A 24,323-nucleotide genomic window follows, 5' to 3' on the forward strand; every position below is an offset into this window, starting at 1 on the left:
GAATCTTGCTGAACCGGCTGTTTCATTGCAGCCATGGGAGCAATGCTGTTGTCTGTTTCAGGACAAGAATCGAATCGGATAATTCAGATGAGCAGACTGGCCCTCGTCACCTATTCCCTGGCCCTGTTGCTGATGGTGGGCTGGTTGTTGACCGCCGGACAGACTATCCTCCTGCCGATCCTCATCGCCATTATAGCAGTCTATATTTTGACCACCGCCGCTGAGGTACTGGAACGAGTGCCCATTGTTGGCAGCCTTCCCCGCACCATCCGGCGCCTTCTGGTTCTTCTGGGAATCCTTGCCACTTTCATGGTGCTGGCCTCTTTCATTACGGCGAGCGCCACCGCGATTTCGGCGGCCCTGCCGCAATATGCGGCGAACCTGGACAAACTTCAGCATGAGTTGTTGACCTATCTTGGCGTGGATGAGGTTCCGAGCTGGGCCAACATTGGTGAGAGCCTGCTAGACCTCATTGACGCAACCACTCTGATGCCCGCCATGCTCGCCACCATCAGCAATGGCGGCACCCTGATCGTGGGCGCCGCGCTCTACGCGGTTTTTATCCTGACCGAGCTGGACCGGCTGCCGGAAAAGACCCTAAAAGCCATGAATGATCCCGAAGACGCTGCGCGCACCCTGGAGCTGGCGCGCAAGATCAACGACAAGATCGGCGGGTATCTTGCAGCCAAGACACTGGTGAACGTGGTCTTGGGCCTCATCTCCTATGCCATCCTGCTGATGCTGGGGATCGCACATCCGGCCTTCTGGGCGATCCTGATCGGACTGCTTAATTACATTCCTTACATCGGCTCGATCATAGCGGTGTTCTTTCCGGTCACCATCAGCCTGATCCAGTTCGGATCTTTTGGCCATGCGGCGCTGGCGCTGATAACGCTGATGACTCCGCAGATGATCATCGCCTACTACATTGAGCCAAAGTATCTCGGCCAATCTGTCAACCTCAGCCCCTTTTCGGTGCTTCTGGCCCTTGCACTCTGGACCGAGCTTTGGGGAATGACCGGCGCGATCCTGGCCGTGCCCCTCACCGCCATGGTCATGATTATCCTCGCAGAGATTCCCAACACGCGCTGGCTGGCGGTCATGATGTCGGAAAACGGTCAGATCTGAATGTATCGGTTTTAAGATGACAGCTACAGCGGGGACTGGTCCCTTTGCCGCCATGCCGCTATGAGAGGCGACGAACTCGCCCTCTCGCATCTTGGAGCCTGCCCATGCACACCGTCACCCTGCTTTGCAATCCTGCGGCACGCTGCCTTGAGTCGGCGCTGGTCGAGTCCCTGCGCAATGCATGGGGCGGCGGCGAAGCCCGCTGGCTGTCCCCCGATGTTGCGGCAGAGTTCTCGATTGAAGCAGTGCCTGACAACCAGTGGACGGTCTGGGAAGATCTGCAAGAAATTTCAGTCGATCTGGTGATCCAACCCTGCGAAGCTCGCCAAAAGAAAATGCTTCTTGCGGATATGGACTCGACCATGATCCAGCAGGAATGCATTGATGAGCTGGCCGAGGTCGCAGGTGTTGGCGAGCGCGTCAAGGACATCACAGCCCGCGCCATGAACGGCGAGTTGGACTTTGAAGGCGCCCTCACCGAACGCGTGGCTCTTCTTAAAGGCCTGCCGGAAAGCATGATCACAGAGGTGCTGAACACCCGCATCTCCTTGATGCCAGGCGGCAAGCAATTGGTCGCGACGATGAAGGCAAACGGCGCCTATGCGGCGCTGGTCTCTGGGGGCTTCACCGCCTTCACCGCCAAGGTCGCCGCCGAACTGGGTTTTGATGAGAACCGCGCCAACACGCTACTGACGACAGGGAAATCGCTGAGCGGAGACGTGGCCCGCCCAATTCTGGGGCGCGAGGCAAAAGTCAACGCGCTGGAGGAGATCACCGCACAGCTGGGCATTTCCGAAGCTGATGTGATCGCCGTCGGCGATGGAGCGAACGACCTTGGCATGCTCAAGCGTGCGGGCGCAGGCGTTGCTCTTCACGCCAAGCCGTCGGTCGCTGCCCAGTGCGACATCCGCATCAACCACGGCGATCTGACCGCGCTGCTCTATATTCAGGGCTATGCCCAGGACGACTTCAAAGGCTAACCTCAGTGCCAGAATTCCTGCTCGTGGCAGAGGTTGCCCCGGACATACTGCTGCTCCTGATGGCTGCGGGATTTGTCGCCGGTTTCATTGATGCCATCGCGGGCGGCGGCGGGCTGATTACCGTGCCCGTGCTGCTCATTGCGGGCGCCAATCCGGTGACCGCCCTTGCGACCAACAAGATTCAAGGACTGTTCGGTGCCGCCACAGCAGCGCTGTCCTATGCACGCGGCGGCCATGTGGACCTGCGCAGCCAGTGGGGATCTGCGCTGATCGCCTTTGGCGCCTCTATCATGGGCGCTTTGCTGGTCTCGATCCTGCCGGTCGAATGGATCCGAATGATCCTGCCGGTTTTGCTCATCGGCATTGCACTGTTTTTTGCTTTCAAGAAGGGGCTTGGAGATCTGGACCGCGCGCGTCGCCTGTCTCCGGCACTCTTTGCGGGCACCATGGTGCCGCTCTGTGCTGCATACGACGGGCTTCTGGGACCGGGCGCCGGAAGTTTCTACATGCTCGCCTTCGTTTCACTGGCCGGATACGGAATCCTCAAGGCCACCGCCCATACAAAACTGCTGAACCTCGCCTCCAACGCAGGTGCACTGGCCGCCTTTGCCTTCGTCGCAACGCCATGGTGGATCACGGGACTCGCCATGGGTGCGGCACAGATAGCAGGAGCCAGACTGGGCGCCATAATGGCGCAAAAAATCGGCGCCCGCCTGATCAAGCCGCTGTTGGTCCTTACTTCTGTCGCGCTGGCTGCAAAGCTCATTTTCGACATGGTGTAGCAACCGCTGAGACGCAGGGAGCGGCCTCCCGCGCCTGCGGGTGCTACCGGTCCTGTAAGCCGTCACCCCCTCACGCCGAGCGTGAGCACCCTGTTTGCGCGTTGACGCTTCAGAAACTGAGTTCTGCAGATGGCCGGATTGCACCGCAGTCAATGTTACGGCGGTTCAAGAGCGGTGCGTTCATGTATTTGCGGGTCTCGGGATGGTCCGCTTCCAATACGCCAAGACCGACAAGAATGGTTGCGATGGCGCATTCGCTTGCGCGGGTTGCACCATCCACGATCTTGAGCGCGACGCCCAGCTGCTGTTCGGGCAGGATCGCCACAAACACCGCCTCGGCGCCGGTCTTGATTGCAACGCGCCCGCCCATGGCGCGCATCAGGTTCGTACAGGCGCGTGTTTCGCCAGCAACCAGCTCAGGGTGCTTGGCCATCGCCGCGACCAGATGCGCGGCGCCCTCCGAGGCTCGATCGGAGCGGGTATGCGCAGAGGCAAACCACCCCATCGCCCGCGCCAGCCCATGCACAGAGGTGGCGAAGTTCGGCGCCGAGCAACCGTCAATGCCATGGCCGGGACTGTCCATCCCCGTTACCTCTTCGAAAGCCGCAAGACAGGCTTGCTGCACGGGATGATCCATTTCGACATATTCCGGCCCTGTTCCCAGATGCTGACTGAGCGTCAGGAAACCCGCATGCTTACCCGAACAGTTGTTATGCACCTGACACGGAGACTGATCCGTCTTGATCAGCTCGTTCCGGGCCGGGATATCGGCAGGCTCCTGCGGGCCACAGCGGAAATCGCTGTCCGACAGTCCAAGTTGAGCAAGCCAGGCATTGACCCGATCCGTATGAATATGCGCGCCGTTGTGCGATGCGCAGGCAAGCGCCAGCTGCTCGGACGTCAGCCCATATTTGGCAGCCGCACCCGAACTCATCAGCGGCAACGCCTGGATCATCTTTGCTGAACTGCGCGGATAGATCACCGCATCCGGATCTCCCCAGCTACGCACGATCTGGCCACTCGCATCACAGACCACCGCGTGACCCAGATGCAGGCTTTCCAGCAGTGGTCCGCGCCAGACTTCGGCCATGGGAACGGGATTTGTCATGATATAAGCCTCGGTTCTTGGCGAATTCCTGCCAAAACGCACTTTCGCCCGTGGTGCTTGTTACGTTACTGTGCTTGTGTATGGCAAGCGGGGGAATGCGGGCAAAGACGGCGGTTTAACGCTGCCAGACCCAAAGCTGCCCCCGGAAATTGAGGTTATGACAGTCTTGGAGTCGGGACAAATGGCATCGAAACTCGTCCGCTTGGCCGCGGGCCTGTGTATGGCCGCAATGGCCACCACCACGCAAGCACAGCAGGCAACGACAGACAACCGCGTTGGCGCAAACGTGGATTGGAGCGTCTTCCAGGCCGACAACCCCAAGGAATGCTGGGGCGTTTCTGCCCCGAAGGAAACGGTCAACACACGCGATGGCCGCGTCGTTGCAGTGCGTCGCAGTGACATCCAGCTTTTCGTCCTGTTCCGCCCCGATGACAGCGACAAGGGTCAGGTCAGCTTTACCGGCGGCTATCCTTTTGCACCGGGATCCACTGTGAACATGGTCATTGGCGACTCTGAGTTCGAACTCTTCACCGAGGGCGAATGGGCTTGGCCCGCAACGCCTGCGGATGACGCCAAGATCATCACCGCGATGAAACGGGGCGCCGATGCCGTGCTGACTGCGCGCTCGGCCCGAGGCACCCAGACCAAGGATCGCTTCTCGCTGTTGGGCTTCACCGCCGCATTCGAGGACGCCGAAAAGCGCTGCACGCAGTAAGTCGGACAGCCCAATCAGGCGATAGAATCGGCCCCGCCTTCATAAGGTATCGGGGCCTTCTTTTCGCGGCACGCACGCTCTAACGCAACAGATCTCACAGGAAATCTTTTGATCTTTGGGCAAACTCCTATATAGAGCCGCATCCAGCCCATAAACCTTGAGTCGCCCAATGTCCGCCAATGCGCCGATCACCCAAGACGTTCTGACCCTGCCCCGCAAACTGCCCGAGGGCGGCAAGATCAACCTTGTGGGCCTCACCCGCGAGCAGATGCGCGCAGTACTCATCGAAAATGGCACGCCAGAAAAGCAGGCCAAGATGCGGGTCGGACAGATCTGGCAATGGATCTATCAATGGGGCAAACGCGACTTTGCCGAGATGACAAATCTCGCCAAGGCTTATCGCGCACAGCTGGCCGAACGCTTCGAGATCGCCATCCCCGAGGTGGTGAGCAAGCAGGTCTCAAACGACGGCACCCGCAAGTATCTGGTGCGCATTGCAGGCGGGCATGAGGTCGAGGTGGTCTACATCCCCGAAGAGGGGCGCGGCACGCTCTGTATCTCCAGCCAGGTAGGGTGCACCCTGACCTGCTCCTTCTGCCACACTGGCACCCAGAAACTGGTACGCAACCTGACAGCCGCCGAAATTGTCGGCCAGGTGATGATGGCGCGCGACGATTTGGAGGAATGGCCGGTTCCGGGCGAACCCAAGGACGAGACCCGCCTTCTGTCCAATATCGTTCTGATGGGCATGGGCGAGCCGCTTTATAACTTTGACAACGTGCGCGATGCGATGAAAATCGCCATGGATCCCGAGGGGATTTCCCTCTCGCGCCGCCGCATCACCCTGTCCACGTCGGGCGTAGTGCCGGAAATAGCCCGCACCGCCGAGGAAATCGGCTGTCTTCTGGCGGTATCCTTCCATGCTACCACGGACGAGGTGCGCAACAAACTGGTGCCGATCAACAAACGCTGGAACATTGAGGCGCTTCTTAACGCGCTGCGCGACTATCCGCGCCTGACCAACTCCGAACGTATCACCTTTGAATACGTGATGCTGAAGGACGTGAACGACAGCGACGAAGATGCCCACCGGCTGGTGGAACTGATCAAGGGCATTCCGGCCAAGGTGAACCTCATTCCATTCAACGAATGGCCTGGCGCACCTTACAAACGTTCGTCGAACAACCGCATCCACGCCTTTGCCAACATCATCTATCAGGCCGGCTATGCGTCGCCCATCCGTACGCCACGCGGCGAGGATATCCTGGCCGCCTGTGGTCAGCTCAAGTCCGCGACCGAGCGCGCCAGAAAGAACCGCAAGCAGATTGAAGCAGAGGCCGGACTATCGTCCTGATCATCTGACCGGACGCACAGACACCCGGCTCCGGTCGCCGTACCCTGGTACCGACAATATTGGCGTGGCCGCTTTTCGCCATGATTGCGCATCGCTGCCGTAATCTTTCCCTTATTCGGGTGAAATTTTGCCATTCAGGCAGAACAGTTTCGAATCCAGAGACAATGAGGTCCAGAAAGGAATCGAAATGCCAGACAGCATCGGCGAAGCGGCCAACATCAATGAGATCGAACCCGGGGTTCTGACCATGATCCGCGATGAGCGCGAAAAGGCACTCAGCCCGCGCGAATGGAAATTCCGCCTGCGCGGCTATGGCTATGGCATCAAGACCGTCGAAGGGGAACAGGTCCTGACAAGACTGCCCAAGAACGTCCCCATTGGTGTGCTGCCGCCAGAGTTCTGCTGAAAACGGTCGGCCCACTTCAAGGTCGAGCGATCTGGCGAGGTTCAGCGATTGCGGTCTGGCAGCGTGTCTCGCGCTGGCGCCGGCTCCCAGTTTTCGATGATGTCCGCAGCCTCCTGAGCCGTTTCGACAAACCGGAACAGGTCAAGATCACGGTCTGAGATGGTCCCGGCATCGGCAAGGGCCTCCCAATTGATGATCTTCTCCCAGAAGGCACGACCAAACAGGATGAAGGGCACCCGCTCCATCCGCCCGGTCTGAATGAGGGTGAGGCTCTCGAACAGCTCATCCAGCGTCCCAAAACCGCCCGGGAACACGGTGATCGCCCGCGCGCGCATCAGGAAGTGCATCTTGCGCACTGCAAAATAGTGGAAATTGAAACTTAGCTCTGGCGTCACGTACTCGTTTGGCGCCTGTTCGTGCGGCAGAACGATCCCCAATCCGATGGAATGCCCACCTGCATCCACGGCGCCAAGGTTGCCCGCCTCCATGACGCCGGGACCGCCACCCGTCACCACCACGTTGTGATGACCAGAAGATTTCAGAGACTCCACCGTCATTAGCCGCGCGAACTCGCGCGCCTCGTCATAGAAATGCGACAGATCCGCGAGAGTCTGGGTACGCGCCTGGTCTCTGTTCTCCGGGCTCGGAATGCGCGCACCACCAAACATGACGATGGTGCTTTCGATTCCCTTTTCATCCAGCAAAAGCTGAGGTTTCAGTAATTCCAACTGCAACCGCACCGGGCGCAGCTCGTCCCGCAGCATGAAATCGTTATCGGCAAAGGCCAGCTTGTACGACGGGGAACGCGTTTGCGGTGTCAGCGGAATATGCTCGGCGCGGCTGCGGTCGGACAGGGCGTCGGGAAAGGGGCTTTTGCGATCATCACTCATGGGGACTGCCTGCGGATTTTGGTCACTTGCCACCCTGTCTATCCGCACCATGCGGCAGGCGCCAGTCCAACGCGGCGCCTGGCCTCTTGCGCCCGCTGCGCAGTGGCGTAGTCTCCCCCGGAACAAGCAAGCAACAGGCGGACCGGATGAATTGGACAGGCGAAATCACCAAGGCAGCAGAGCGTATCAACGGCCATGTGCAGATCACGCCTGTTCTGCTCACACAGGGATTTGGGCTGACCTTCCCGATTGAGATGAAGCTGGAGCACATGCAGCATACTGGCAGCTTCAAGGCCCGCGGTGCTTTCAACACCCTCCTGAGCAGCGAAGTACCCGAGGCGGGCCTCGTCGCGGCTTCGGGGGGCAACCACGGAGCGGCCGTCGCCTATGCGGCCAGCAAGCTGGGCCACAAGGCGCGGATCTATGTGCCCGAGATGGCCGGCCCCGCCAAGATTTCCCTGATCCGAGATGCAGGTGCGGATCTGCAGGTGGTGCCCGGCGCCTATGCCAATGCCCTGGAGCTGGCACAAGCCTACGAGGCCGAGACCGGCGCCATGCAGGTCCACGCCTATGATGCCCCCGGCACCGTCGCCGGTCAGGGCACCTGCTTTTCAGAATGGGAAGAGCAAGGGCTTGAAGCGGATACCGTGGTGATCGCGGTCGGCGGCGGCGGCCTGATTGCCGGTGCGCTCGCCTGGTTTGACGGCAGGAAAAAGATAGTTGCGGTCGAACCTCATACCTCCTGCGCGCTCCATGCGGCGCTGCAAGCAGATGCTCCGGTGGATGTGGAAGTTTCGGGCGTTGCCGCCAATGCCCTTGGCGCCAAACGCATCGGCTCGATCTGCTTTGATCAGGCAAAGGAAAAGGGTGTGACCTCCGTCACAGTATCGGACGATGCTATCACTGCGGCGCAATCAGCGCTCTGGCGCGAGCGGCGCATCCTGACCGAACCCGCAGGCGCCACCACGCTGGCGGCCCTGATGTCTGGCGCCTACAAGCCCGAACCCGGTGAGCGCGTCGCTGTGTTGGTCTGTGGTGGCAATATCGCCCCAGATCCGCTGGCATCGCAAGGCTAAGGCTTGCGACAGCACAAAAGGCACCCTATCGCAGGGTCATGACCGCCACGATTGCAGACAGGATCTATCTGGAGCTCAGCGAGCGTATCGTCACCGGGCAGCTGCCTGCGGGCGAAAAGCTGCGCCAGGACCATATCGCGCGCGAGTTCGAAACCAGTCATGTGCCCGTGCGCGAGGCCCTGTTGCGGCTTGAAGCCCACGGTCTTGCCTATTCGCAGCCGCGCCGTGGCACCCGCGTGACCGCCCTTGACCCGGCCGAGATCCGCGAAGTGATAGAGATGCGCGTGGCGCTTGAGGTGCTGGCGCTCACACACGCTTTTGCCCGGCTGAGCGATACAGACACCAAAGCGGCAGACGCCGCACGCATCGCCTGCGATGAGGCAACCGATATGGCCTCCTGGGAGCGGCTGAACCGCCAGTTTCATCGCACCATCCTGTCGCCATGCGGCATGCCGCGCCTTCTGGCGGCCATCGACGATCTGCACATCGCTTCGGCCCGGCATCTGTTTGCGAACTGGAAACACCAGTGGCGCCCGCGCGCCGATAAGGATCACGCCGCCATCGTTCAGGCCATGCTGCGGCGGGATGCGGCGGCGGGATGCGAGATTCTGCGCCGCCACCTGCGCCGGGTGCGATAGATCGTCCGGGGACCACCAAAAGGCCGCCACACACCGCAATCGGCACATGACCTTGCCCGCAAATGCCGCTATGTAGGCGCGAAACCATATTCTTGCCGGAGATACACTCATGTCCAACGCACAGCTGGAAGCCGCAATCGAAGCCGCCTGGGAGGCGCGTGATACCATCACCCCCGCAACTTCGGGCGAAACGCGGGAAGCGATCGAGGATACTCTGAACGCTCTGGATTCCGGCAGCCTGCGCGTCGCCGAAAAGCTGGAGAATGGCGACTGGCACGTGAACCAATGGGCAAAAAAAGCCGTTCTCTTGGGCTTCCGCATCAAGGACATGGAGATCCAGACCGGTGGTCCGCAGGACTCTGGCTGGTGGGACAAGGTCGACAGCAAGTTCAAGGGCTGGGGCGAAAACCAGTGGAAGGCCGCCGGTTTCCGGGCCGTGCCGAACTGCGTCGTGCGCAAATCCGCCTTTATCGCGCCGGGCGTGGTGCTGATGCCCTCCTTCGTGAACCTCGGCGCCTATGTGGATGAAGGCACCATGGTCGATACCTGGGCCACCGTCGGCTCTTGTGCGCAGATCGGCAAGAACGTGCACCTGTCGGGCGGCGTCGGCATTGGCGGCGTGCTGGAACCGATGCAGGCCGGCCCCACCATCATCGAAGACAACTGCTTCATTGGTGCGCGTTCGGAAGTGGTCGAAGGCTGCATCGTGCGCGAAGGCTCGGTTCTGGGCATGGGCGTTTACATTGGCAAATCGACCAAGATCGTCGACCGCGAAACCGGTGAGGTCATGTACGGCGAAGTGCCGCCCTATTCGGTGGTGGTCTCCGGTTCCATGCCGTCGAAGAACGGCATCAACCTTTACTGCGCGGTGATCGTGAAGCGCGTGGATGCGCAGACCCGCTCCAAGACCGGCATCAACGAGCTGCTGCGCGACTGATCCCGGCCTTAACTGGCAACCATGGAAACGCGCCCCAATCCGGGGCGCGTTTTCGTTAGAGGATCCCCGGAAGGGTCAGTTGATGCTGACGCGCACAGTCCTTTGCGATCTCGTATCCTGCATCCGCATGTCGCATGACCCCGGTGGCCGGATCGTTCCAAAGCACCCGCTCGATGCGGCGGTCGGCGTCTTCACTGCCATCACAGCAGATCACTACGCCGGAGTGCTGAGAAAAGCCCATACCAACCCCGCCTCCATGGTGCAGCGACACCCAGGTCGCACCCGAGGCTGTATTGAGCAGCGCATTCAAGAGCGGCCAATCCGACACCGCATCCGAGCCATCCAGCATAGCCTCTGTCTCGCGATTGGGAGAGGCGACAGAGCCACTGTCCAGATGGTCGCGGCCAATGACCACCGGCGCGGACAGCTCGCCATTGCGGACCATCTCGTTGAAGGCCAGCCCGGCCCGGTGGCGATCGCCTAGCCCAATCCAGCAGATCCGTGCGGGCAGACCCTGAAACGCGATCCGCTCCTCTGCCATATCCAGCCAGCGGTGCAAACCTTCGTTTTCGGGGAACAGCTCTTTCATCTTGGCGTCGGTCTTGCGGATATCCTCGGGATCGCCCGACAGGGCACACCAGCGGAAGGGGCCAATGCCCCGGCAGAACAGCGGGCGGATATAGGCAGGAACGAAACCGGGGAAATCGAAGGCGTTCGTGAGCCCTTCCTCCAACGCCATCTGGCGGATGTTGTTGCCATAGTCAACGGTGGGAATGCCCATCGCGTGGAACTGGCACATGGCCTCGACCTGCACTTTCATGCTGGCGCGGGCGGCCTTTTCCACCGCTTTAGGGTCGGTTTCGCGTTTCTCGATCCACTCCCCCATGGTCCAGCCCAGCGGCAGGTAGCCATTGACCGGATCATGGGCCGAAGTCTGATCCGTGACCAGATCGGGACGTATGCCACGCCGCACCAGTTCGGGAAAGACCTCGGCGGCATTGCCCAAGAGGCCCACCGATTTCGCCTCTCCCGCAGCGGTCCAGCGGGCGATCATCGCCAGCGCCTCGTCCAGGCTGTCGGTCTGCTCATCGAGGTAGCGCGTGCGCAGGCGGAAATCGATGCTGTCCGGGTTGCATTCCACCGCAAGACAGCAGGCCCCGGCCATCACCGCCGCAAGCGGCTGCGCGCCGCCCATGCCGCCGAGGCCACCGGTCAGGATCCATTTGCCGCCGAGGTCTCCGCCATAGTGCTGGCGCCCGGCCTCGGCAAAGGTCTCATAGGTGCCCTGCACGATGCCTTGCGTGCCGATGTAGATCCAGGACCCGGCGGTCATTTGACCGTACATCATGAGCCCCTTGCGATCGAGTTCGTTGAAATGGTCCCAGGTCGCCCAGCGCGGCACCAGGTTCGAATTGGCAATCAACACGCGCGGCGCCTCCCTGTGGGTTTGGAAGATGCCGACGGGTTTGCCCGATTGCACCAGAAGGGTCTGATCGTCTTCCAGGTTCCGCAGGCTGTCGACGATGAGGTCAAAATCCTTCCAGGTTCGCGCCGCCCGCCCGATGCCGCCATAGACCACCAATTCATGCGGGTTCTCGGCCACATCGGGGTGCAGGTTGTTCATCAGCATCCGCAAGGGCGCCTCGGTCAACCAGGACTTGGCGCTGATCTCGGGTCCCGTGGGCGGATAGATGTCGCGGTTGTTCTTGCGGGGATCGGTCATGTCGGCCTCCAGGAAATAAGATCTGTCAGGATGTGGCGAAGATGTTCGCGCAGCCGGTCGGCGCGGATGCGGTCATAGGTCCAAGGCGGGACCTCTTCGCAGTAGCTGGCCTGCGCCAGTTCCATCTGGATCGCGTGAACGCCTTGCGCGGGGTGGCCATAGTGGCGGGTGGTCCAGCCACCAAGGAAGCGGCCATTGAGGATGGAGGAATAGCCCCTGGCAGCCTCGCACCGCTGCTGCACCTGCGCCTCGATATCGGGATCGCAGGTTACTCCGCGATTGGTGCCAATGTTGAAATCCGGCAGCCGTCCATCGAACAGAAACGGGATCTGGCTACGGATCGAATGGCAGTCATAGAGGATGGCAAAGCCATGCAAATCGCGGACCCGGCGTAGCTCGACCTCTAACGCAGCGTGATAGGGCGCATGATAAAGATCCCCAAGCCGCGCGATTTCCTCCGCGTCCGGTTCCGCCCCCTCCTGCCAGATCGGGTGCCCGTCAAAATCGGTCAGCGGCACAAGTGTTGTCGTGTTCTGACCGGGATAAAGGCTCTGCCCTTCGGGATCGCGGTTCACGTCGATCACGTAGCGATGGATAGGGGTGCGCACCGTGGTGACCCCATCGACCAGACCGGTGTAAAGATCGTGCACATGCCAATCCGTATCCGCCAGCGCGCGGCCTGTATCGTTGAGTCTGTCCCAGACCTCGACCGGGACATCGGTGCCGGTATGGGGTAGCCCCAGCATAAGGGGCGATGCGCCGCGCGTGACCTCGATCATTTTGCAACCTCGATGCCCGCCGCTGCCGCGACGCGGCCTTGGCGGATCATGGCGCTGGCCGTTTCGATTTCGGGCGCAAGGTAGCGATCCTCGGCAAGCGGAGGGATCTCGGAACGCAAACTCCGCATTACATCCTGCAAACGCAAGGAGGTCGCCAGTGGCGCGCGCGCCTCGACCCCTTGAGCAGCACAAAGCAATTCGACCCCGAGGATCACCGACAGGTTCTTCCCCATTCGCCCCAGCCGCAGCGCGCCATGGGCCGCCATGGAGACGTGATCCTCCTGGTTGGCTGAGGTGGGCGTTGAATCGGTCACACACGGGTTTGCAAGGTGTTTGTTCTCGCTCATCAGGGCGGCCGTCGTCACCTCGGCGATCATGAAGCCAGAATTGAGCCCCGGATCGGGCGTCAGGAAGGGCGGCAGGTTATGGGACAAGGTCGGGTCCACCATCAGTGCAACGCGGCGCTGCGCGATGGCGCCGATTTCGGCGATGGCCAGCGCAATCTGATCGGCGGCAAATCCCACATATTCGGCATGGAAATTCCCGCCCGAAACGATGCGACCAGCCTCAGTCAGCACCAACGGATTGTCTGTGACGGCGTTTGCCTCCACCTCAAGCGTACGGGCAGCCATGCGCAGAACGTCTAGCGCCGCGCCCAGAACCTGCGGCTGGCAGCGGATGCAATAGGGATCCTGCACCCGGCTGTCTCCCTCACGGTGGCTGTCACGAATCTCGCTGCCCTGCATCAGGTGACGCATTTCACCGGCCACGTCGATCTGCCCTGCGTGGCCGCGCAGATCGTGGACCTCAGCCAATAGCGGCGCGGTAGAGCCCATGATCGCATCCGTGGTGAGGGCCGCAACCACGATGGAGGCTTCGGCAAGCCGCCAGGCATCGAACAGCCCGGCAAGGGCGCAGGCGGTTGAAAACTGGGTTCCGTTTATAAGGGCAAGCCCCTCTTTCGGCCCGAGGACAATAGGCTCTAATCCAGACTGTTTCAGGGCCGTGGCGCCGGACATGCGCACTCCTGCAACAATCGCCTCCCCCTCTCCGATCATCACAGCCGCCATATGAGCAAGCGGCGCCAGATCGCCCGAAGCACCGACAGAGCCTTGCGAGGGCACAACGGGCGTCACGCCAAGCGCGAGCATGCGCTCGATCTGTTCTATGACGGTCCAGCGCACGCCAGATGCACCGCGCCCCAGCGACACCAGTTTGAGCGCCATCATCAGCCGGACCTTGTCTGCCGCAAGCGGCTCTCCCACCCCGCAGCAATGGCTGAGGATGAGGTTGCGCTGCAGTTGTGCGGTATCCGCAGGGGCGATCCGCGTGGAGGCGAGTTTTCCAAAGCCGGTGTTGACGCCGTAGACTGGCTCATCACCAGCGGCAGCGGCGGCGACCATATGGGCCGCCTCTTCGACCCCTGCGCGAGCAGATGGATCAAGGCACAGGGGATCCGTACCGCGATAGATGGTTTCGAGCGTGTGCAGCGTTACAGCACCGGGTGTTATCTGGAGCATCTCTTGCCCTCAACAATCGTTTCGTGAAGCGGGTTGAACCCGATGCGATAGGACAGCTCGGCAGGGCGCGTGACATCCCAGATCGCCAGATCAGCCCGCAGCCCCGATGCGATCCGGCCCCGGTCGCGCAGCCCCAGCGCACGGGCCGCATGGGCGGTCACCCCGGCCAAAGCCTCCTGCGGGGTCATGCGGAACAGCGTGCAGCCCATGTTCATAGCCATCAAAAGCGAGGTCATCGGAGAAGAGCCGGGATTGCAATCGGTGGCGAGCGCCATGGGCACGCCATGCTTGCGGAATAGATCTATCGGCGGCGCCTGGGTTTCACGAAGCGTATAGAAAGCTCCCGGCAGGATCACCGCAACAGAGCCTGCCTTGGCCATGGCTAAGGCATCTGCTTCGGTTGCGTATTCCAGGTGGTCGACAGACAGGGCGCGGCGCGTGGCAGCCAAGGCGGTTCCGCCCTGATGGCTAAGCTGCTCAGCATGGAGTTTAACCGGCAGGCCCAGCTCAGACGCGCATTGAAACACCTCGTCGATTTGAGAGGCGGAAAAGGCGATGTTTTCGCAGAACCCATCCACCGCGTCGACCAATCCCTCGGCATGTGCCGCGCGTAGTGCAGGCAAGCAGATCTCAGTCAGGTAGGCCTCCGCCCGCCCATCGTATTCCGGCGGCACCGCGTGGGCGCCGAGAAAGGTGGTAGTAATGGTCACCGGGCGCAAATGACCCAATTGCCGGGCCGCACGCAGCATGGTCAACTCGGTATCGCGATCCAGGCCATAGCCGGATTTGATCTCCACCGTGGTGATGCCTTCGCGGATGAGAGCATCAAGCCGCGGCAGGGCACTGGAAATAAGATCCCCTTCCGAGGCGGCGCGGGTCGCAGCAACGGTAGACGCAATCCCGCCCCCGGCCCTTGCAACCTCTTCATAAGACGCACCGTTCAACCGCAGCTCAAACTCATGCGCGCGGTCGCCGCCAAAGACCAAGTGTGTGTGACAATCGATTAAACCCGGCGTCAGCAGGCGCCCCTCAAGGTCAATAGTCTCCCACGTGCGGAAATGCGAAGGCAGATCGGCCGCGCATCCGGTCCAGGCGATCCGTCCGTTCTCAACGGCAACAGTCGCGTCCGGGATCAGCCCATATGGGTCAGACCTTCCTTGCATCATCGCGGCATTGCAGCCGCTCAGCACATATTGGGTTGGATCGCTCATTGGCCCCTCAGAAACAGCTTGATGGCGAATTACTATGCGCATACCTATATTATGTCTATACATATGGTGATATCATGCAAACAATTTTTGCGCGGCAGGCCCGCCTTCCTGGCGGATGGGTACAAGACCTACGCCTGAGGATTGAGAACGGCGCCATTGCGGCGCTGCAGCCGGACAGCACATCGCAGGACGGCGATACCCGGGTCGACACGCTGTTGCCGGGGATGGCAAACCTGCATTCACACAGCTTTCAACGCGCCATGGCCGGAATGACCGAACATCGCGCCCCAGGAAAAGACAGCTTCTGGACCTGGCGTGATCTGATGTATCGCTTTGTCGAAAAACTCACCCCCGACCATATCGAGGCGATTGCAGCCCTAACCTTCATGGAGATGCTGGAGGCCGGTTTTACTTCGGTGGGGGAATTCCACTACCTGCATCATCGACCAGGGGGAGCACGCTATGCGGACCCTACCGAGTTGAGCCAACGTGTCTTTGCGGCAGCCATGGAAACCGGCATTGGCCTGACCCATCTGCCGGTGCTCTACTCCTATGGCGGCGCAGGGCAACAGCCACTGTCCGGCGGGCAGCTTCGGTTCGGCAATTCCGTGGATAGTTTCGTAGCCCTACTGGAGAACACACGCGCAGCCGCCCGACGCAACATGCCCGCTGATACGGTTGTCGGCCTCGCGCCCCACTCCCTGCGGGCAACCTGCCCGGAAGAGTTGATCAAGGCGATCTCGCTGCAAGAGGGCGCCCCCCTTCACATCCACATAGCCGAGCAACCCGCTGAAGTGCGCGCTATCCAGGATTGGCTCGGGGGGCGCCCGGTTGAATGGCTGCTGGAAAATACACCGGTCGACAGCAGTTGGTGCCTGATCCATGCCACCCATATGACGGGCAAAGAAACGCAGCAAATGGCACAGTCTGGAGCCGTCGCGGGCCTGTGCCCCATCACCGAGGCCAATCTCGGGGATGGCCCCTTCAATGGGCCGGATTTTCTGGGCAATGACGGACGCTTTGGCATTGGTTCGGATTCGAATGTGCGTATCTCACTACCTGAAGAGCTGCGCATGTTGGAGTATTCCCAACGTTTGCGCCACATGGCCCGCAACGTGATGATCCATGAGGCCGGATCTGTTGGCGCATCGCTTTTTCTTGGCGGGGCTCAAGGTGGGGCACTGGCTTTGGGCCGCGACAGCGGGCAGATCGAAGTTGGCGGCCTGGCTGATCTCATCGCCATTGACAGCGACCGGCCATCACTATGTGCGCTTCCACCCTCTCAGCTTCTGGACGGTTTCTGCTTTGCGGCCGGGGACGATGCGGTCACCGATGTCTGGAGCGCCGGGCGCCACAAGGTGCGACAGGGCAGACATGCTTCCCGCGACAGCATCGTGGCAACGTATAAGCACTGCATATCGGATCTCTGCGCTGCACTTTAGCCCGCGAACTTTACAAATCGCGCCCAGAAACCGACAAAGACATTGACCAGCTCATCGACGCAAGTGACAGGACAGCCGTTGCAATCCGAAAAAAAGACCACATACCAGGATGTAAGGGACGAGGTCCTGCGTCGCATTCAGGGCCGGATCTGGGATCAGGGCAGCCTTCTGCCGACTGAGCAGGAGCTGTCAGTAGAGTTCGGCTGCGCCCGTGCAACCGTCAACCGGGCCTTGCGGGAGCTGGCCGAGCGCGGGATCATCGACCGCAAACGCAAAAGCGGCACCCGTGTTACAACAGCGCCAGTGAAACAGGCGCGGCTGGAAATCAGCGTCACCCGGCATCAGGTTGAAGAGACAAACGCCAGCTATCGCTACAGGCTGGTGAGCCGCGAAATCGTGCAAGCTCCCGATTGGCTTGCCGCGCAAATGGGGCTGCCCGCGCAGGCGCGGGTACTGCATCTGACTTGTATGCATTATGCAGACAACCGCCCCTTTCAGTATGAAACCCGCTGGATAAATATCGACGCCGTTCCGGACGTTGACACGGCAGATTTCAGCGCGACCGGGCCGAATGAGTGGCTGCTGGCACGGGTGCCATTTTCCGATGCGGAGATTGCCTTATCCTCGGTCGCCGCAACGGCCGATATCGCTTCATTTCTGGGCGCCAAGGAGGGCACGCCCCTGTTTCTAATGGAGCGAAGCACCTGGTTTCAGGGTCAGCCTGTGACCTTTGTGCGTCTGCATTTTCATGAAGGATACCGGATGCGGACTCGCTATTGATTGAGCGTCGGGAGATCAGGCGGCCCGGAACAGCAACTCCGCCTCATATGCTCTCAACGCGGGACGCGCTGCGGGACCAAAGGCGACTAGGTCCCCCCCGATCACCTGCAGGATTTCCGCCCGCGCGTCGGCGTCAAAACCCTCCAAGGTTTCGCACCCGGGGTGATAGCTTTCGCTGAACAGCCCATTGCCACATACAATCTCATGTTGGTCAAAAAGCAGGTGGACATAGGTCACCGCATTCCCGTCAGCGTGTCTGCGAATGGCCGTACCGTTGTTCAGATCCTTGGCCTTTATCAGAACCTGTGCTGATCCAAAGATTAAATCAGCTAGGTTCGATGCCACAAGGACGCGATGACACGGCGAAAGCTCTATTTCGTCATGCGCGCCCAAGGCACCGACCGCGAACACTGCTGGCGCATCCCCTCCCTCGGCGACGCGCGCACTACGATCGGTCCAGCCCAGCGGCTGGAATCCGTGGTCGCGAGTGCGCACTTGCGCGCCCAGCTTGAGGCTCTCTACAGGGATCGGTCCCCCAAGAGTATCGATGAGTGTTCCCGCGACGAAACGGGGCACAGTGGTCATTTCCACGACGCCGGTGTCCGTATCTCCCAGATTTTCCGCCACGGTATAGGTAAAAGTGGTCGTCTCAGGGCCGTCCACATCCGCCTGCCTCGCGACCGTGAAGGTGCCATCCGTGTTAAGCGTTACCTGCTCTCCGTTCGCAAGAGTCACGGTACTGCCCAGCGCTACGGGTTGGCCATTGATGTGGGTGACGGTCAGCGTGGCCCCAGGCATCCGCGTATCATTGCTTAACACATCCAGCGTTTCGGTTTCACCCTCTGTCACGGTGACCGCATCATCCCCGGCAACCAACGCCGTCTGGATTGAGTCTCCCGCAATCAGCAGGTTGGAATCGTATCTGTCATCTCCAGCGTCGGCGATCCCAATCTTGATCGTGTTGGCCTCACCAGGATTCACAGGGGCTGTCAGGATCAGCGTGATGGTGAACCCGTCCATTTCGGTATTGTAGACGTCATAGTTCTGGTGGTTGTCGACATAGAGGTTCTTGTTCGCTTCATCGTTGATGTTGTCGATCGAAATATCACCCGTCCCAATGGTCATGTCGGCCTGTTCACCGTTGACCCAGACGCCAACAACATCGTTGCCCCCCGTGCCGACCCATTCAAGATACTCCTCCGAGGAGAAGACGAACTGCATGGTCTGGGTAGAACCGGCGGGTATGAACTCGGCTTCGAAAACTGCTGCGACAAAGGTTTGCGCGCCCGCCAAGGCTGTGAGATCGTCATCTCCAGCTGAGCCGAGACGGGTTGTGGTGCGCGCACTCGTGTTCACGTCTCCACTACTGTTGGTCACATCCTGAGCGTTGCCCGTTGACAGTATCACACCGCTGTCAGACGGGGTTAGACCAGGTGCTACCGTGTCGCCGTTTGAATAGATACCCGAGGCACCCTGAACGCCGGTATGGCTGGCGCCGGTGATCGTAATGCCGCTGCCAAACATGGCATCCGCCATTTGCATGGCCGAAGCGGCGGTTTCGATCGACAATTCAGAAGCGACTGGCATGACGTCCATCCTGAGCCGAAATGCGTATTCAGGAACGGCCCACTGCGTAAGAGACCGTTTTGCGGTAGGCTGCACCGTGACCCGTTGCGAATTGGTAAAAATTTTAGGCCAATTGCAGTAAAGCTGTTCGCGAGCCACCCACAGGTCAAACCTCGGACAAACGGATTGACCGCAAGGCCGCACCGGCGTAGGTCCGGCGCCATGGAAAAGAAGAAACCCTCACGCCAGCAAGTCTACACGCTTTTGGTTCAGATCGGACGCAAAGAGGGTGACGGGCTGCCCGATGGCGCCACAGGTGCGGCGTTGATGGTCTATGCCTCTGGCGTGGACGAGGCAGAGGCCGTGCGCGAAACCGTCGCGATACTGAAACAGGCAGATACAGCCCCTCTAGATGTGACCGGCTATGGCACGCTCGCAGAACGAGAGGCCGAAGGACATGAGATCGGAGACGAAGAACGCGACCTCATGCAGCGTGCCTTGGAGGAAAACGCTGTGATCGTTGCACAGATGACGCCATTCTTTGACGGCGATGAAGCCACGATTCACTAGCCTGTACTGAACCCAAGGATCTACTTGGTGTTGCCGAACCAGCGCTTGTAGATCTGATCGTAGGTTCCATCTTCCTGGAGCGCGAGCAGCACGCGGTTTACCTCTTCGGTATGCGGAGAGCCTTGCGGGAACAACAGACCATAGTTCTCACGCAGGAACGAAGCGCCAATGGTGCGCCCATGCGCCTCTCCCTGATGGTTGACATAGTAGTTCAAAACCGGCGCATCAAAGACGACCGCATCGATATCCCGCACCTCAAAGGCCTCAATGAGTTCCGATAGTCCGGTGAAATCATAATAGTCGATATCCCGTCGCTGCAGGAAACCGGCTGCGGTCGAGCCCGTAATCGTGCCAACACGTTGCCCGTAAAGATCGTTGACGGAATTCACCTTTCCGGTGATCGCCTCCACCGTCATTGCGGTGGTGATCTTGGCAACAAAGACCGAAACGACAAACAGCGAAGAAATCACCAATAGCACCCCAAACATCCGACCGATGGGGGTACGCGGTACGCGCTCTTCAAAGCCGCCATTCACAACAAGGTTCAGGGCCCACCAGAAGGACGGAAACCAGGCCTCGTTCAGGGGACGGTCGAAATAGGGCTGGGCACGGCGCTCGAACACCCACATCAGCATGCCGCCGCCAAAGAGTACCAAAAAAGCAAGACCAACGGCAGCGGCCAGATCCCAGGAGAGCATGGCCCGCAACAAGGATGGAGGGCGGACATCCTCGGCATGAACCATGATCTGCAGACCGCTTTCGAATACCGGCTGGCTGAAGTCCATCTCGGTTTCACGGGACGCCGTGATCGAGATATTCGCCGCAGCCATATCAGCCTCACCGCTGCGCACGCCCTCCAGCATCTCGCCGAAAGTGTTGGTGCGGTTGATCTGATAGGTCCAGCCCAGACGCTCTGCCAGCGCATCAACAAGCTCGATCGAAAAACCGGTATCTTCACCGTTTTCAACCATCGAAAACGGCGGGCGTGTCACCGTGTTGACCGTCAGCGTCTGCGCTGTGATCGCTTGCGCCCACAGGATGAGCACGATTGACATAGGAAAGCGAATAAAGCGCACGTTCGACCCGGACCCGTTTATTTCGGAGATCAAAATTGTCTTAGGCGCTCAGATGATTTCACGCAAGCTTGATCCCATCCACAAGGGTTTTGCGGACGATCTCAAAGAAAAACCTGTCCAAGCAGACTTTAAAAAATCGCTTTGCTCAGATCGCATGCGCCTGCGCAAGCAGCCGAGCCTCTCTGCTCGAGAGCGTGGGCCGGGCAGCAGCCCCGTAGCCCTCACCAGTTTCGGGATCTAGGTCCGGGAAAAGCGCGCAGATTTCCTCAAGTACCTGCCGTTCGAACAGATCCTTGATTTTCGGACCCGGCAGGAAACTCTCGCTTGGCAGGTCTTGCGAATAGACGATCTGATGACGATCAAACATCAGATGTACATAGCAGACCTCAGCGCATGGGTGCCGCCGGACCGAGCAATCGTTGATCAGATCACGCGCGGCAACCAGAACCTCCGCCTCGCCAAACAACAGCTCAGCCATCGCGCCGCGCACCAGCACACGATGTTGCGGCGAAACCTTCAGATCTCCATGCGCCCCAAATGTGCCGGCTGCAAGATGAATGGGCGCCAGGTTTCCCTGGCCTGCGACAGAGCGCGACCCGATCCAACGCACGGGTTGCGGCCCCTCATCGCGTGTCACCACCAGATCGCCCGGCTGAAGCGTCTCCACCGGAACATCACCGTGTGGCGTACGGATCATCGTTCCGGCCACAAAACAGGGGATCGATGTGGCGTTGACCAGCCCCGTATCCGAGATTTTCCCATCGCTCACCGTATAGGTGAAGGCAAAATCCTCCAAATCGCCATCCCCTGTAAGGGTCAGCGTGCCATCGGCGTTCAGGGTGACTTCTTGCCCGGTATCAAGCGTCAGCATTGATCCGGGCACGACCTCAAGACCGTTGAGATGCGTGATCGACAAAGTCTCTCCCGTCGCACTTAGGTCGTTTTCCAGAACATCGATTGTCTTGCTACCGGTTGGTCGCACGTGGACCATATCCGTCTGCGCCACAAGGTTGGTTTGAACGGAGTCTCCGGCAATCAAAAGGTTGCTGTCATACACACTGTCGCCAACGTCCGCGATGCCAATCCTGAGCGTGTTAACCTCGTCCGGGTTGACGTTCATCGTCAGGGTCATGGTGACTGTCAGCCCGTCCATCTCGGTGTTGTACGCATCCGTCGCATTGTCGAGGTAGAAGTTCTGGTTGGTCGTCGAACTCACATTGTCCGGTGTCGCAGTTCCGCTGCCCAGTTCCAGCTGCACCTGCTCGCCATTGACCCAGACAGACACGACATCCTGGTAGACCGAGCTTTGGTATTCAGGAAACTCTTCCGAGGAAAAGATGAACTGCATGGTCATCACCTCGGCATCCGGGATGAAGCTGACATCCAAATAGGAGGCATCAAAGGTGCTGGCGCCCGCAGCCGCATCGAAATCGGGGGTGCCATCCTGGCCGCTGGTGTCGGTCGAGCGGCTGGTGGACTGGTTCGCCTCGCCGCTGGCATTGGTGTAATCATCTGCCCGCCCCGTGGACAGGATCACGCCGGTATCTGCGGGCGTGGCGCCCGGTGCGATCGTATCCCCGCCGGAAAAGATGCCCGACGCGCTGCTGTCGCCCGTGTAGCTGGCACTCAGCACCGTGACACCGGGGCCGAAGATCTCCTCAGCCATCTCTTCGGCCGATGCGCTCAAATTGTAGTTCAGATCAGACGCCGTAACCAAGACTGTCCCACCCCTTTACTGGCAAGGCAAAGCCGTTCCATCCCAGTCAGCACGCGGGGTCTGACAGAGGCTCCCCTTTCATTCCAAAGGGTACAAGCGTTCAGGAAAAGGCCGTTGCCGCACTGCTCAGTTACGGTTGGCCTGCCTTGCGGTCATCATAGTTAACGATGTGTTAACATGATTCTTTTGCCGAGTCCTCGGCGGCGGGTCCAGATCACGAAATGACCTTGACCGCGCCGCAATTGGAAACACACCTGCCCGATTTTTGCCACGCACCGGTTTGCACCATACCGAGATCCGCGCTACGCCATGGGCACCTCGAAGTTCAGGAGCCTGCCAGATGACCCCGACCGATCCCGCACGCCTTACCGCAGATCTGATCCGCTGCCCGTCGGTCACACCCGAGGAAGGCGGTGCGCTGGTGCTTCTGGAACAGGTGCTGAGCCAGGCAGGCTTTGACTGCGCACGGGCCGACCGCAAAGGGATCAGCAATCTTTTTGCCCGATGGGGCGCCAAGGGGCACGCCCGCACATTCGGCTTCAACGGGCATACCGACGTAGTACCGGTCGGCGACACAGGTGCCTGGACCGTCGATCCCTTCGGCGCCGAGGAGAAGGACGGGATTCTTTATGGCAGAGGCGCTACGGATATGAAATCGGGCGTTGCCGCTTTTGCCGCCGCCGCCATCGACTTTGTGCAGGACACCCCGCCGGATGGCGCAGTGATCCTGACCATCACCGGCGATGAAGAGGGCGATGCGGTAGACGGAACCACGGCTCTGCTCGATTACATGGACGCCGAAGGCGAAGCCATGTCTGTCTGCCTTGTGGGGGAACCCACCTGCCCCAACACCATGGGCGAGATGATTAAGATCGGCCGTCGCGGCTCGCTGTCCGCTTGGTTCACCGTGACCGGCACACAGGGACACTCGGCCTATCCGCACCGGGCCAACAACCCTTTGAACGCCATGGCTCGGCTGATGGATCGCCTCGCCAGTCATGAGCTGGACCAGGGCACCGAACACTTTGATGCCTCCACCCTGGCCGTGGTCACCATCGACACCGGCAACCCCGCCACCAACGTGATCCCGGCGCAAAGCCGCGCCACCGTAAACATCCGCTTCAACGACACCCATAGCGGTGCAAGCCTGACTGAATGGCTGCGCAATGAGGCCGACAAAATAGAAGCAGAATTCGGGACCACTGTTGAAATGAAGGTGAAGATCTCCGGCGAGAGCTTCATCACGCCACCCGGCGCCTTGTCGGATCTGGTCTCAAACGCCGTGAAGGCGGAAACAGGCATCAAACCAGAACTCTCCACCACCGGCGGCACCTCGGATGCGCGGTTCGTCAAAAGTCATTGCCCTGTGGTCGAGTTCGGCCTTGTCGGGAGAACAATGCATCAGGTGGATGAATGCGTCGAGATCCAACAAATCCACCAGCTGAAAGCGATCTATTCCCGCATCCTGAAAGACTATTTTGCATGAGCGTGGAGATCACGGTCACCGAGGATCGCGAGATCTGCTTTCGCCTGCGCTTCGAAGTCTTCGTTGACGAGCAGAACGTTCCGGTCGAGGAAGAGATCGACGCTCTTGACGATGCGGCAACGCATCTTCTGGCCACGCAAAATGGCCAGCCCATCGGCACCGCGCGCATTGTTTTTGACGGGGAGACGGCAAAGATCGGCCGCGTCTGTGTCGCCAAAGCGGGGCGCGGCACGGGGCTTGGCAAGGCGCTGATCGAAAAAGCGGTTGAGATTGCCGAAGACACACCCGGCGTCACCCGCGCCAAGCTTGGCGCGCAGGTTCAAGCGCTTGGCTTTTATGAAAAGCTGGGTTTTGCGGCCTTTGGTCCCGTCTATGACGATGCCGGGATCGATCACCGCGACATGGTACTTGAGTTGTGAGGCCGCGCCCCACCCTCATC

General features: G+C 60.2%; 23 protein-coding genes. 14 read left to right on the top strand and 9 right to left on the bottom strand.

The window, feature by feature from the left end:
- Positions 1-87 precede the first annotated feature (87 nt).
- The 3 genes from INS80_RS05335 (at position 88) to INS80_RS05345 (ending at position 2,890) form a co-directional block, all read left to right on the top strand.
- The gene (locus INS80_RS05335) at positions 88-1,128 is read left to right on the top strand and encodes an AI-2E family transporter (RefSeq protein ID WP_192964643.1); all 1,041 of its coding nucleotides are present in this window, start codon (positions 88-90) and stop codon (positions 1,126-1,128) included.
- Positions 1,129-1,232: 104 nt separating this feature from the next.
- Positions 1,233-2,108, top strand: a complete 876-nt coding sequence (gene serB, locus INS80_RS05340; RefSeq protein WP_192964644.1) for a phosphoserine phosphatase SerB — start codon at positions 1,233-1,235, stop codon at positions 2,106-2,108.
- Positions 2,109-2,167: 59 nt separating this feature from the next.
- On the top strand, positions 2,168-2,890 hold the full coding sequence (locus tag INS80_RS05345; RefSeq protein ID WP_226892718.1) for a TSUP family transporter: 723 nt from the start codon (positions 2,168-2,170) through the stop codon (positions 2,888-2,890).
- A 109-nt stretch (positions 2,891-2,999) separates the two neighbouring features.
- Here the strand turns inward: INS80_RS05345 and INS80_RS05350 are convergent, their stop codons facing one another.
- Positions 3,000-3,998: an asparaginase gene (locus tag INS80_RS05350; protein WP_192964645.1), complete on the bottom strand. Its 999-nt coding sequence runs from the start codon at positions 3,996-3,998 to the stop codon at positions 3,000-3,002.
- A 181-nt stretch (positions 3,999-4,179) separates the two neighbouring features.
- Between INS80_RS05350 and INS80_RS05355 the strand changes: the two genes are divergently transcribed.
- The 3 genes from INS80_RS05355 (at position 4,180) to INS80_RS05365 (ending at position 6,473) form a co-directional block, all read left to right on the top strand.
- Positions 4,180-4,713 (top strand): invasion associated locus B family protein, encoded by a 534-nt coding sequence (locus INS80_RS05355; protein WP_192964646.1) that lies wholly within the window; start codon positions 4,180-4,182, stop codon positions 4,711-4,713.
- A gap of 169 nt (positions 4,714-4,882) precedes the next feature.
- Positions 4,883-6,067: a dual-specificity RNA methyltransferase RlmN gene (gene rlmN, locus INS80_RS05360; RefSeq protein ID WP_192964647.1), complete on the top strand. Its 1,185-nt coding sequence runs from the start codon at positions 4,883-4,885 to the stop codon at positions 6,065-6,067.
- A gap of 187 nt (positions 6,068-6,254) precedes the next feature.
- On the top strand, positions 6,255-6,473 hold the full coding sequence (locus tag INS80_RS05365) for a hypothetical protein (RefSeq protein WP_192964648.1): 219 nt from the start codon (positions 6,255-6,257) through the stop codon (positions 6,471-6,473).
- Between the two features lie 41 nt (positions 6,474-6,514).
- Here the strand turns inward: INS80_RS05365 and INS80_RS05370 are convergent, their stop codons facing one another.
- Positions 6,515-7,363, bottom strand: coding sequence for an LOG family protein (locus INS80_RS05370; RefSeq protein WP_192964649.1), 849 nt, complete (start codon positions 7,361-7,363; stop codon positions 6,515-6,517).
- A gap of 146 nt (positions 7,364-7,509) precedes the next feature.
- Between INS80_RS05370 and INS80_RS05375 the strand changes: the two genes are divergently transcribed.
- From INS80_RS05375 to dapD, 3 genes are all read left to right on the top strand, one after another.
- Positions 7,510-8,439, top strand: coding sequence for a threonine/serine dehydratase (locus INS80_RS05375; protein WP_192964650.1), 930 nt, complete (start codon positions 7,510-7,512; stop codon positions 8,437-8,439).
- 38 nt (positions 8,440-8,477) lie between these two features.
- Entirely contained in the window at positions 8,478-9,077 is a 600-nt protein-coding gene (locus INS80_RS05380) for a GntR family transcriptional regulator (protein WP_192964651.1), read from the top strand.
- Between the two features lie 109 nt (positions 9,078-9,186).
- Positions 9,187-10,014 (top strand): 2,3,4,5-tetrahydropyridine-2,6-dicarboxylate N-succinyltransferase, encoded by an 828-nt coding sequence (gene dapD / locus INS80_RS05385; protein WP_192964652.1) that lies wholly within the window; start codon positions 9,187-9,189, stop codon positions 10,012-10,014.
- A gap of 55 nt (positions 10,015-10,069) precedes the next feature.
- Here dapD and hutU read toward each other — a convergent pair whose 3' ends face one another.
- The 4 genes from hutU to hutI are packed head-to-tail and all read right to left on the bottom strand — an operon-like array spanning position 10,070 to position 15,202.
- Complete coding sequence (gene hutU, locus INS80_RS05390) at positions 10,070-11,737, bottom strand: urocanate hydratase (RefSeq protein WP_192964653.1); 1,668 nt, start codon at positions 11,735-11,737, stop codon at positions 10,070-10,072.
- Positions 11,734-12,516: an N-formylglutamate deformylase gene (gene hutG, locus INS80_RS05395; RefSeq protein WP_192964654.1), complete on the bottom strand. Its 783-nt coding sequence runs from the start codon at positions 12,514-12,516 to the stop codon at positions 11,734-11,736. The genes hutU and hutG overlap by 4 nt, the downstream gene beginning before the upstream one ends.
- Positions 12,513-14,036 (bottom strand): histidine ammonia-lyase, encoded by a 1,524-nt coding sequence (hutH, locus tag INS80_RS05400; RefSeq protein WP_192964655.1) that lies wholly within the window; start codon positions 14,034-14,036, stop codon positions 12,513-12,515. Before hutH ends, hutG begins: the two co-directional genes overlap by 4 nt.
- Complete coding sequence (gene hutI / locus INS80_RS05405) at positions 14,024-15,202, bottom strand: imidazolonepropionase (protein WP_439650955.1); 1,179 nt, start codon at positions 15,200-15,202, stop codon at positions 14,024-14,026. Before hutI ends, hutH begins: the two co-directional genes overlap by 13 nt.
- A gap of 119 nt (positions 15,203-15,321) precedes the next feature.
- Between hutI and INS80_RS05410 the strand changes: the two genes are divergently transcribed.
- Positions 15,322-16,689, top strand: coding sequence for a formimidoylglutamate deiminase (locus tag INS80_RS05410; protein ID WP_192964656.1), 1,368 nt, complete (start codon positions 15,322-15,324; stop codon positions 16,687-16,689).
- A 78-nt stretch (positions 16,690-16,767) separates the two neighbouring features.
- Positions 16,768-17,469 (top strand): histidine utilization transcriptional repressor HutC, encoded by a 702-nt coding sequence (gene hutC / locus INS80_RS05415; RefSeq protein WP_192964657.1) that lies wholly within the window; start codon positions 16,768-16,770, stop codon positions 17,467-17,469.
- Positions 17,470-17,484: 15 nt separating this feature from the next.
- Here the strand turns inward: hutC and INS80_RS05420 are convergent, their stop codons facing one another.
- The gene (locus INS80_RS05420; protein ID WP_192964658.1) at positions 17,485-19,056 is read right to left on the bottom strand and encodes a choice-of-anchor L domain-containing protein; all 1,572 of its coding nucleotides are present in this window, start codon (positions 19,054-19,056) and stop codon (positions 17,485-17,487) included.
- 201 nt (positions 19,057-19,257) lie between these two features.
- On the opposite strand from INS80_RS05420, the gene INS80_RS05425 reads away from it, so the two are divergent.
- A complete protein-coding gene (locus INS80_RS05425; RefSeq protein ID WP_192964659.1) occupies positions 19,258-19,605 on the top strand; it encodes a DUF8846 family protein in 348 nt (115 codons plus the stop codon).
- A gap of 20 nt (positions 19,606-19,625) precedes the next feature.
- Here INS80_RS05425 and INS80_RS05430 read toward each other — a convergent pair whose 3' ends face one another.
- A complete protein-coding gene (locus INS80_RS05430; RefSeq protein WP_192964660.1) occupies positions 19,626-20,660 on the bottom strand; it encodes a transporter substrate-binding domain-containing protein in 1,035 nt (344 codons plus the stop codon).
- Between the two features lie 166 nt (positions 20,661-20,826).
- Positions 20,827-22,398 carry a Hint domain-containing protein gene (locus tag INS80_RS05435; RefSeq protein WP_192964661.1) on the bottom strand — a complete coding sequence of 524 codons (1,572 nt, stop codon included), beginning with the start codon at positions 22,396-22,398 and terminating at the stop codon, positions 20,827-20,829.
- Positions 22,399-22,738: 340 nt separating this feature from the next.
- Here INS80_RS05435 and dapE point away from each other — a divergent pair, with 340 nt between their 5' ends.
- Positions 22,739-23,884 (top strand): succinyl-diaminopimelate desuccinylase, encoded by a 1,146-nt coding sequence (gene dapE, locus INS80_RS05440; RefSeq protein ID WP_192964662.1) that lies wholly within the window; start codon positions 22,739-22,741, stop codon positions 23,882-23,884.
- Positions 23,881-24,303, top strand: a complete 423-nt coding sequence (locus INS80_RS05445; protein WP_192964663.1) for a GNAT family N-acetyltransferase — start codon at positions 23,881-23,883, stop codon at positions 24,301-24,303. Before dapE ends, INS80_RS05445 begins: the two co-directional genes overlap by 4 nt.
- The last annotated feature ends 20 nt before the right edge of the window (positions 24,304-24,323 follow it).

This window comes from Phycobacter azelaicus (genome assembly GCF_014884385.1).
GTDB classification, from domain to species: domain Bacteria; phylum Pseudomonadota; class Alphaproteobacteria; order Rhodobacterales; family Rhodobacteraceae; genus Phycobacter; species Phycobacter azelaicus.

What these genes read in the sequence shown, in the direction of transcription:
- INS80_RS05335 (WP_192964643.1), top strand. Translation starts at nt 88, where the DNA reads ATGAGCAGACTGGCCCTCGTCACCTATTCCCTGGCCCTGTTGCTGATG.
- serB (WP_192964644.1), top strand. Translation starts at nt 1,233, where the DNA reads ATGCACACCGTCACCCTGCTTTGCAATCCTGCGGCACGCTGCCTTGAG.
- INS80_RS05345 (WP_226892718.1), top strand. Translation starts at nt 2,168, where the DNA reads ATGGCTGCGGGATTTGTCGCCGGTTTCATTGATGCCATCGCGGGCGGC.
- INS80_RS05350 (WP_192964645.1), bottom strand. Translation starts at nt 3,998, where the DNA reads ATGACAAATCCCGTTCCCATGGCCGAAGTCTGGCGCGGACCACTGCTG.
- INS80_RS05355 (WP_192964646.1), top strand. Translation starts at nt 4,180, where the DNA reads ATGGCATCGAAACTCGTCCGCTTGGCCGCGGGCCTGTGTATGGCCGCA.
- rlmN (WP_192964647.1), top strand. Translation starts at nt 4,883, where the DNA reads ATGTCCGCCAATGCGCCGATCACCCAAGACGTTCTGACCCTGCCCCGC.
- INS80_RS05365 (WP_192964648.1), top strand. Translation starts at nt 6,255, where the DNA reads ATGCCAGACAGCATCGGCGAAGCGGCCAACATCAATGAGATCGAACCC.
- INS80_RS05370 (WP_192964649.1), bottom strand. Translation starts at nt 7,363, where the DNA reads ATGAGTGATGATCGCAAAAGCCCCTTTCCCGACGCCCTGTCCGACCGC.
- INS80_RS05375 (WP_192964650.1), top strand. Translation starts at nt 7,510, where the DNA reads ATGAATTGGACAGGCGAAATCACCAAGGCAGCAGAGCGTATCAACGGC.
- INS80_RS05380 (WP_192964651.1), top strand. Translation starts at nt 8,478, where the DNA reads ATGACCGCCACGATTGCAGACAGGATCTATCTGGAGCTCAGCGAGCGT.
- dapD (WP_192964652.1), top strand. Translation starts at nt 9,187, where the DNA reads ATGTCCAACGCACAGCTGGAAGCCGCAATCGAAGCCGCCTGGGAGGCG.
- hutU (WP_192964653.1), bottom strand. Translation starts at nt 11,737, where the DNA reads ATGACCGATCCCCGCAAGAACAACCGCGACATCTATCCGCCCACGGGA.
- hutG (WP_192964654.1), bottom strand. Translation starts at nt 12,516, where the DNA reads ATGATCGAGGTCACGCGCGGCGCATCGCCCCTTATGCTGGGGCTACCC.
- hutH (WP_192964655.1), bottom strand. Translation starts at nt 14,036, where the DNA reads ATGCTCCAGATAACACCCGGTGCTGTAACGCTGCACACGCTCGAAACC.
- hutI (WP_439650955.1), bottom strand. Translation starts at nt 15,202, where the DNA reads ATGATGCAAGGAAGGTCTGACCCATATGGGCTGATCCCGGACGCGACT.
- INS80_RS05410 (WP_192964656.1), top strand. Translation starts at nt 15,322, where the DNA reads ATGCAAACAATTTTTGCGCGGCAGGCCCGCCTTCCTGGCGGATGGGTA.
- INS80_RS05420 (WP_192964658.1), bottom strand. Translation starts at nt 19,056, where the DNA reads ATGCCAGTCGCTTCTGAATTGTCGATCGAAACCGCCGCTTCGGCCATG.
- INS80_RS05425 (WP_192964659.1), top strand. Translation starts at nt 19,258, where the DNA reads ATGGAAAAGAAGAAACCCTCACGCCAGCAAGTCTACACGCTTTTGGTT.
- INS80_RS05430 (WP_192964660.1), bottom strand. Translation starts at nt 20,660, where the DNA reads ATGTCAATCGTGCTCATCCTGTGGGCGCAAGCGATCACAGCGCAGACG.
- dapE (WP_192964662.1), top strand. Translation starts at nt 22,739, where the DNA reads ATGACCCCGACCGATCCCGCACGCCTTACCGCAGATCTGATCCGCTGC.
- INS80_RS05445 (WP_192964663.1), top strand. Translation starts at nt 23,881, where the DNA reads ATGAGCGTGGAGATCACGGTCACCGAGGATCGCGAGATCTGCTTTCGC.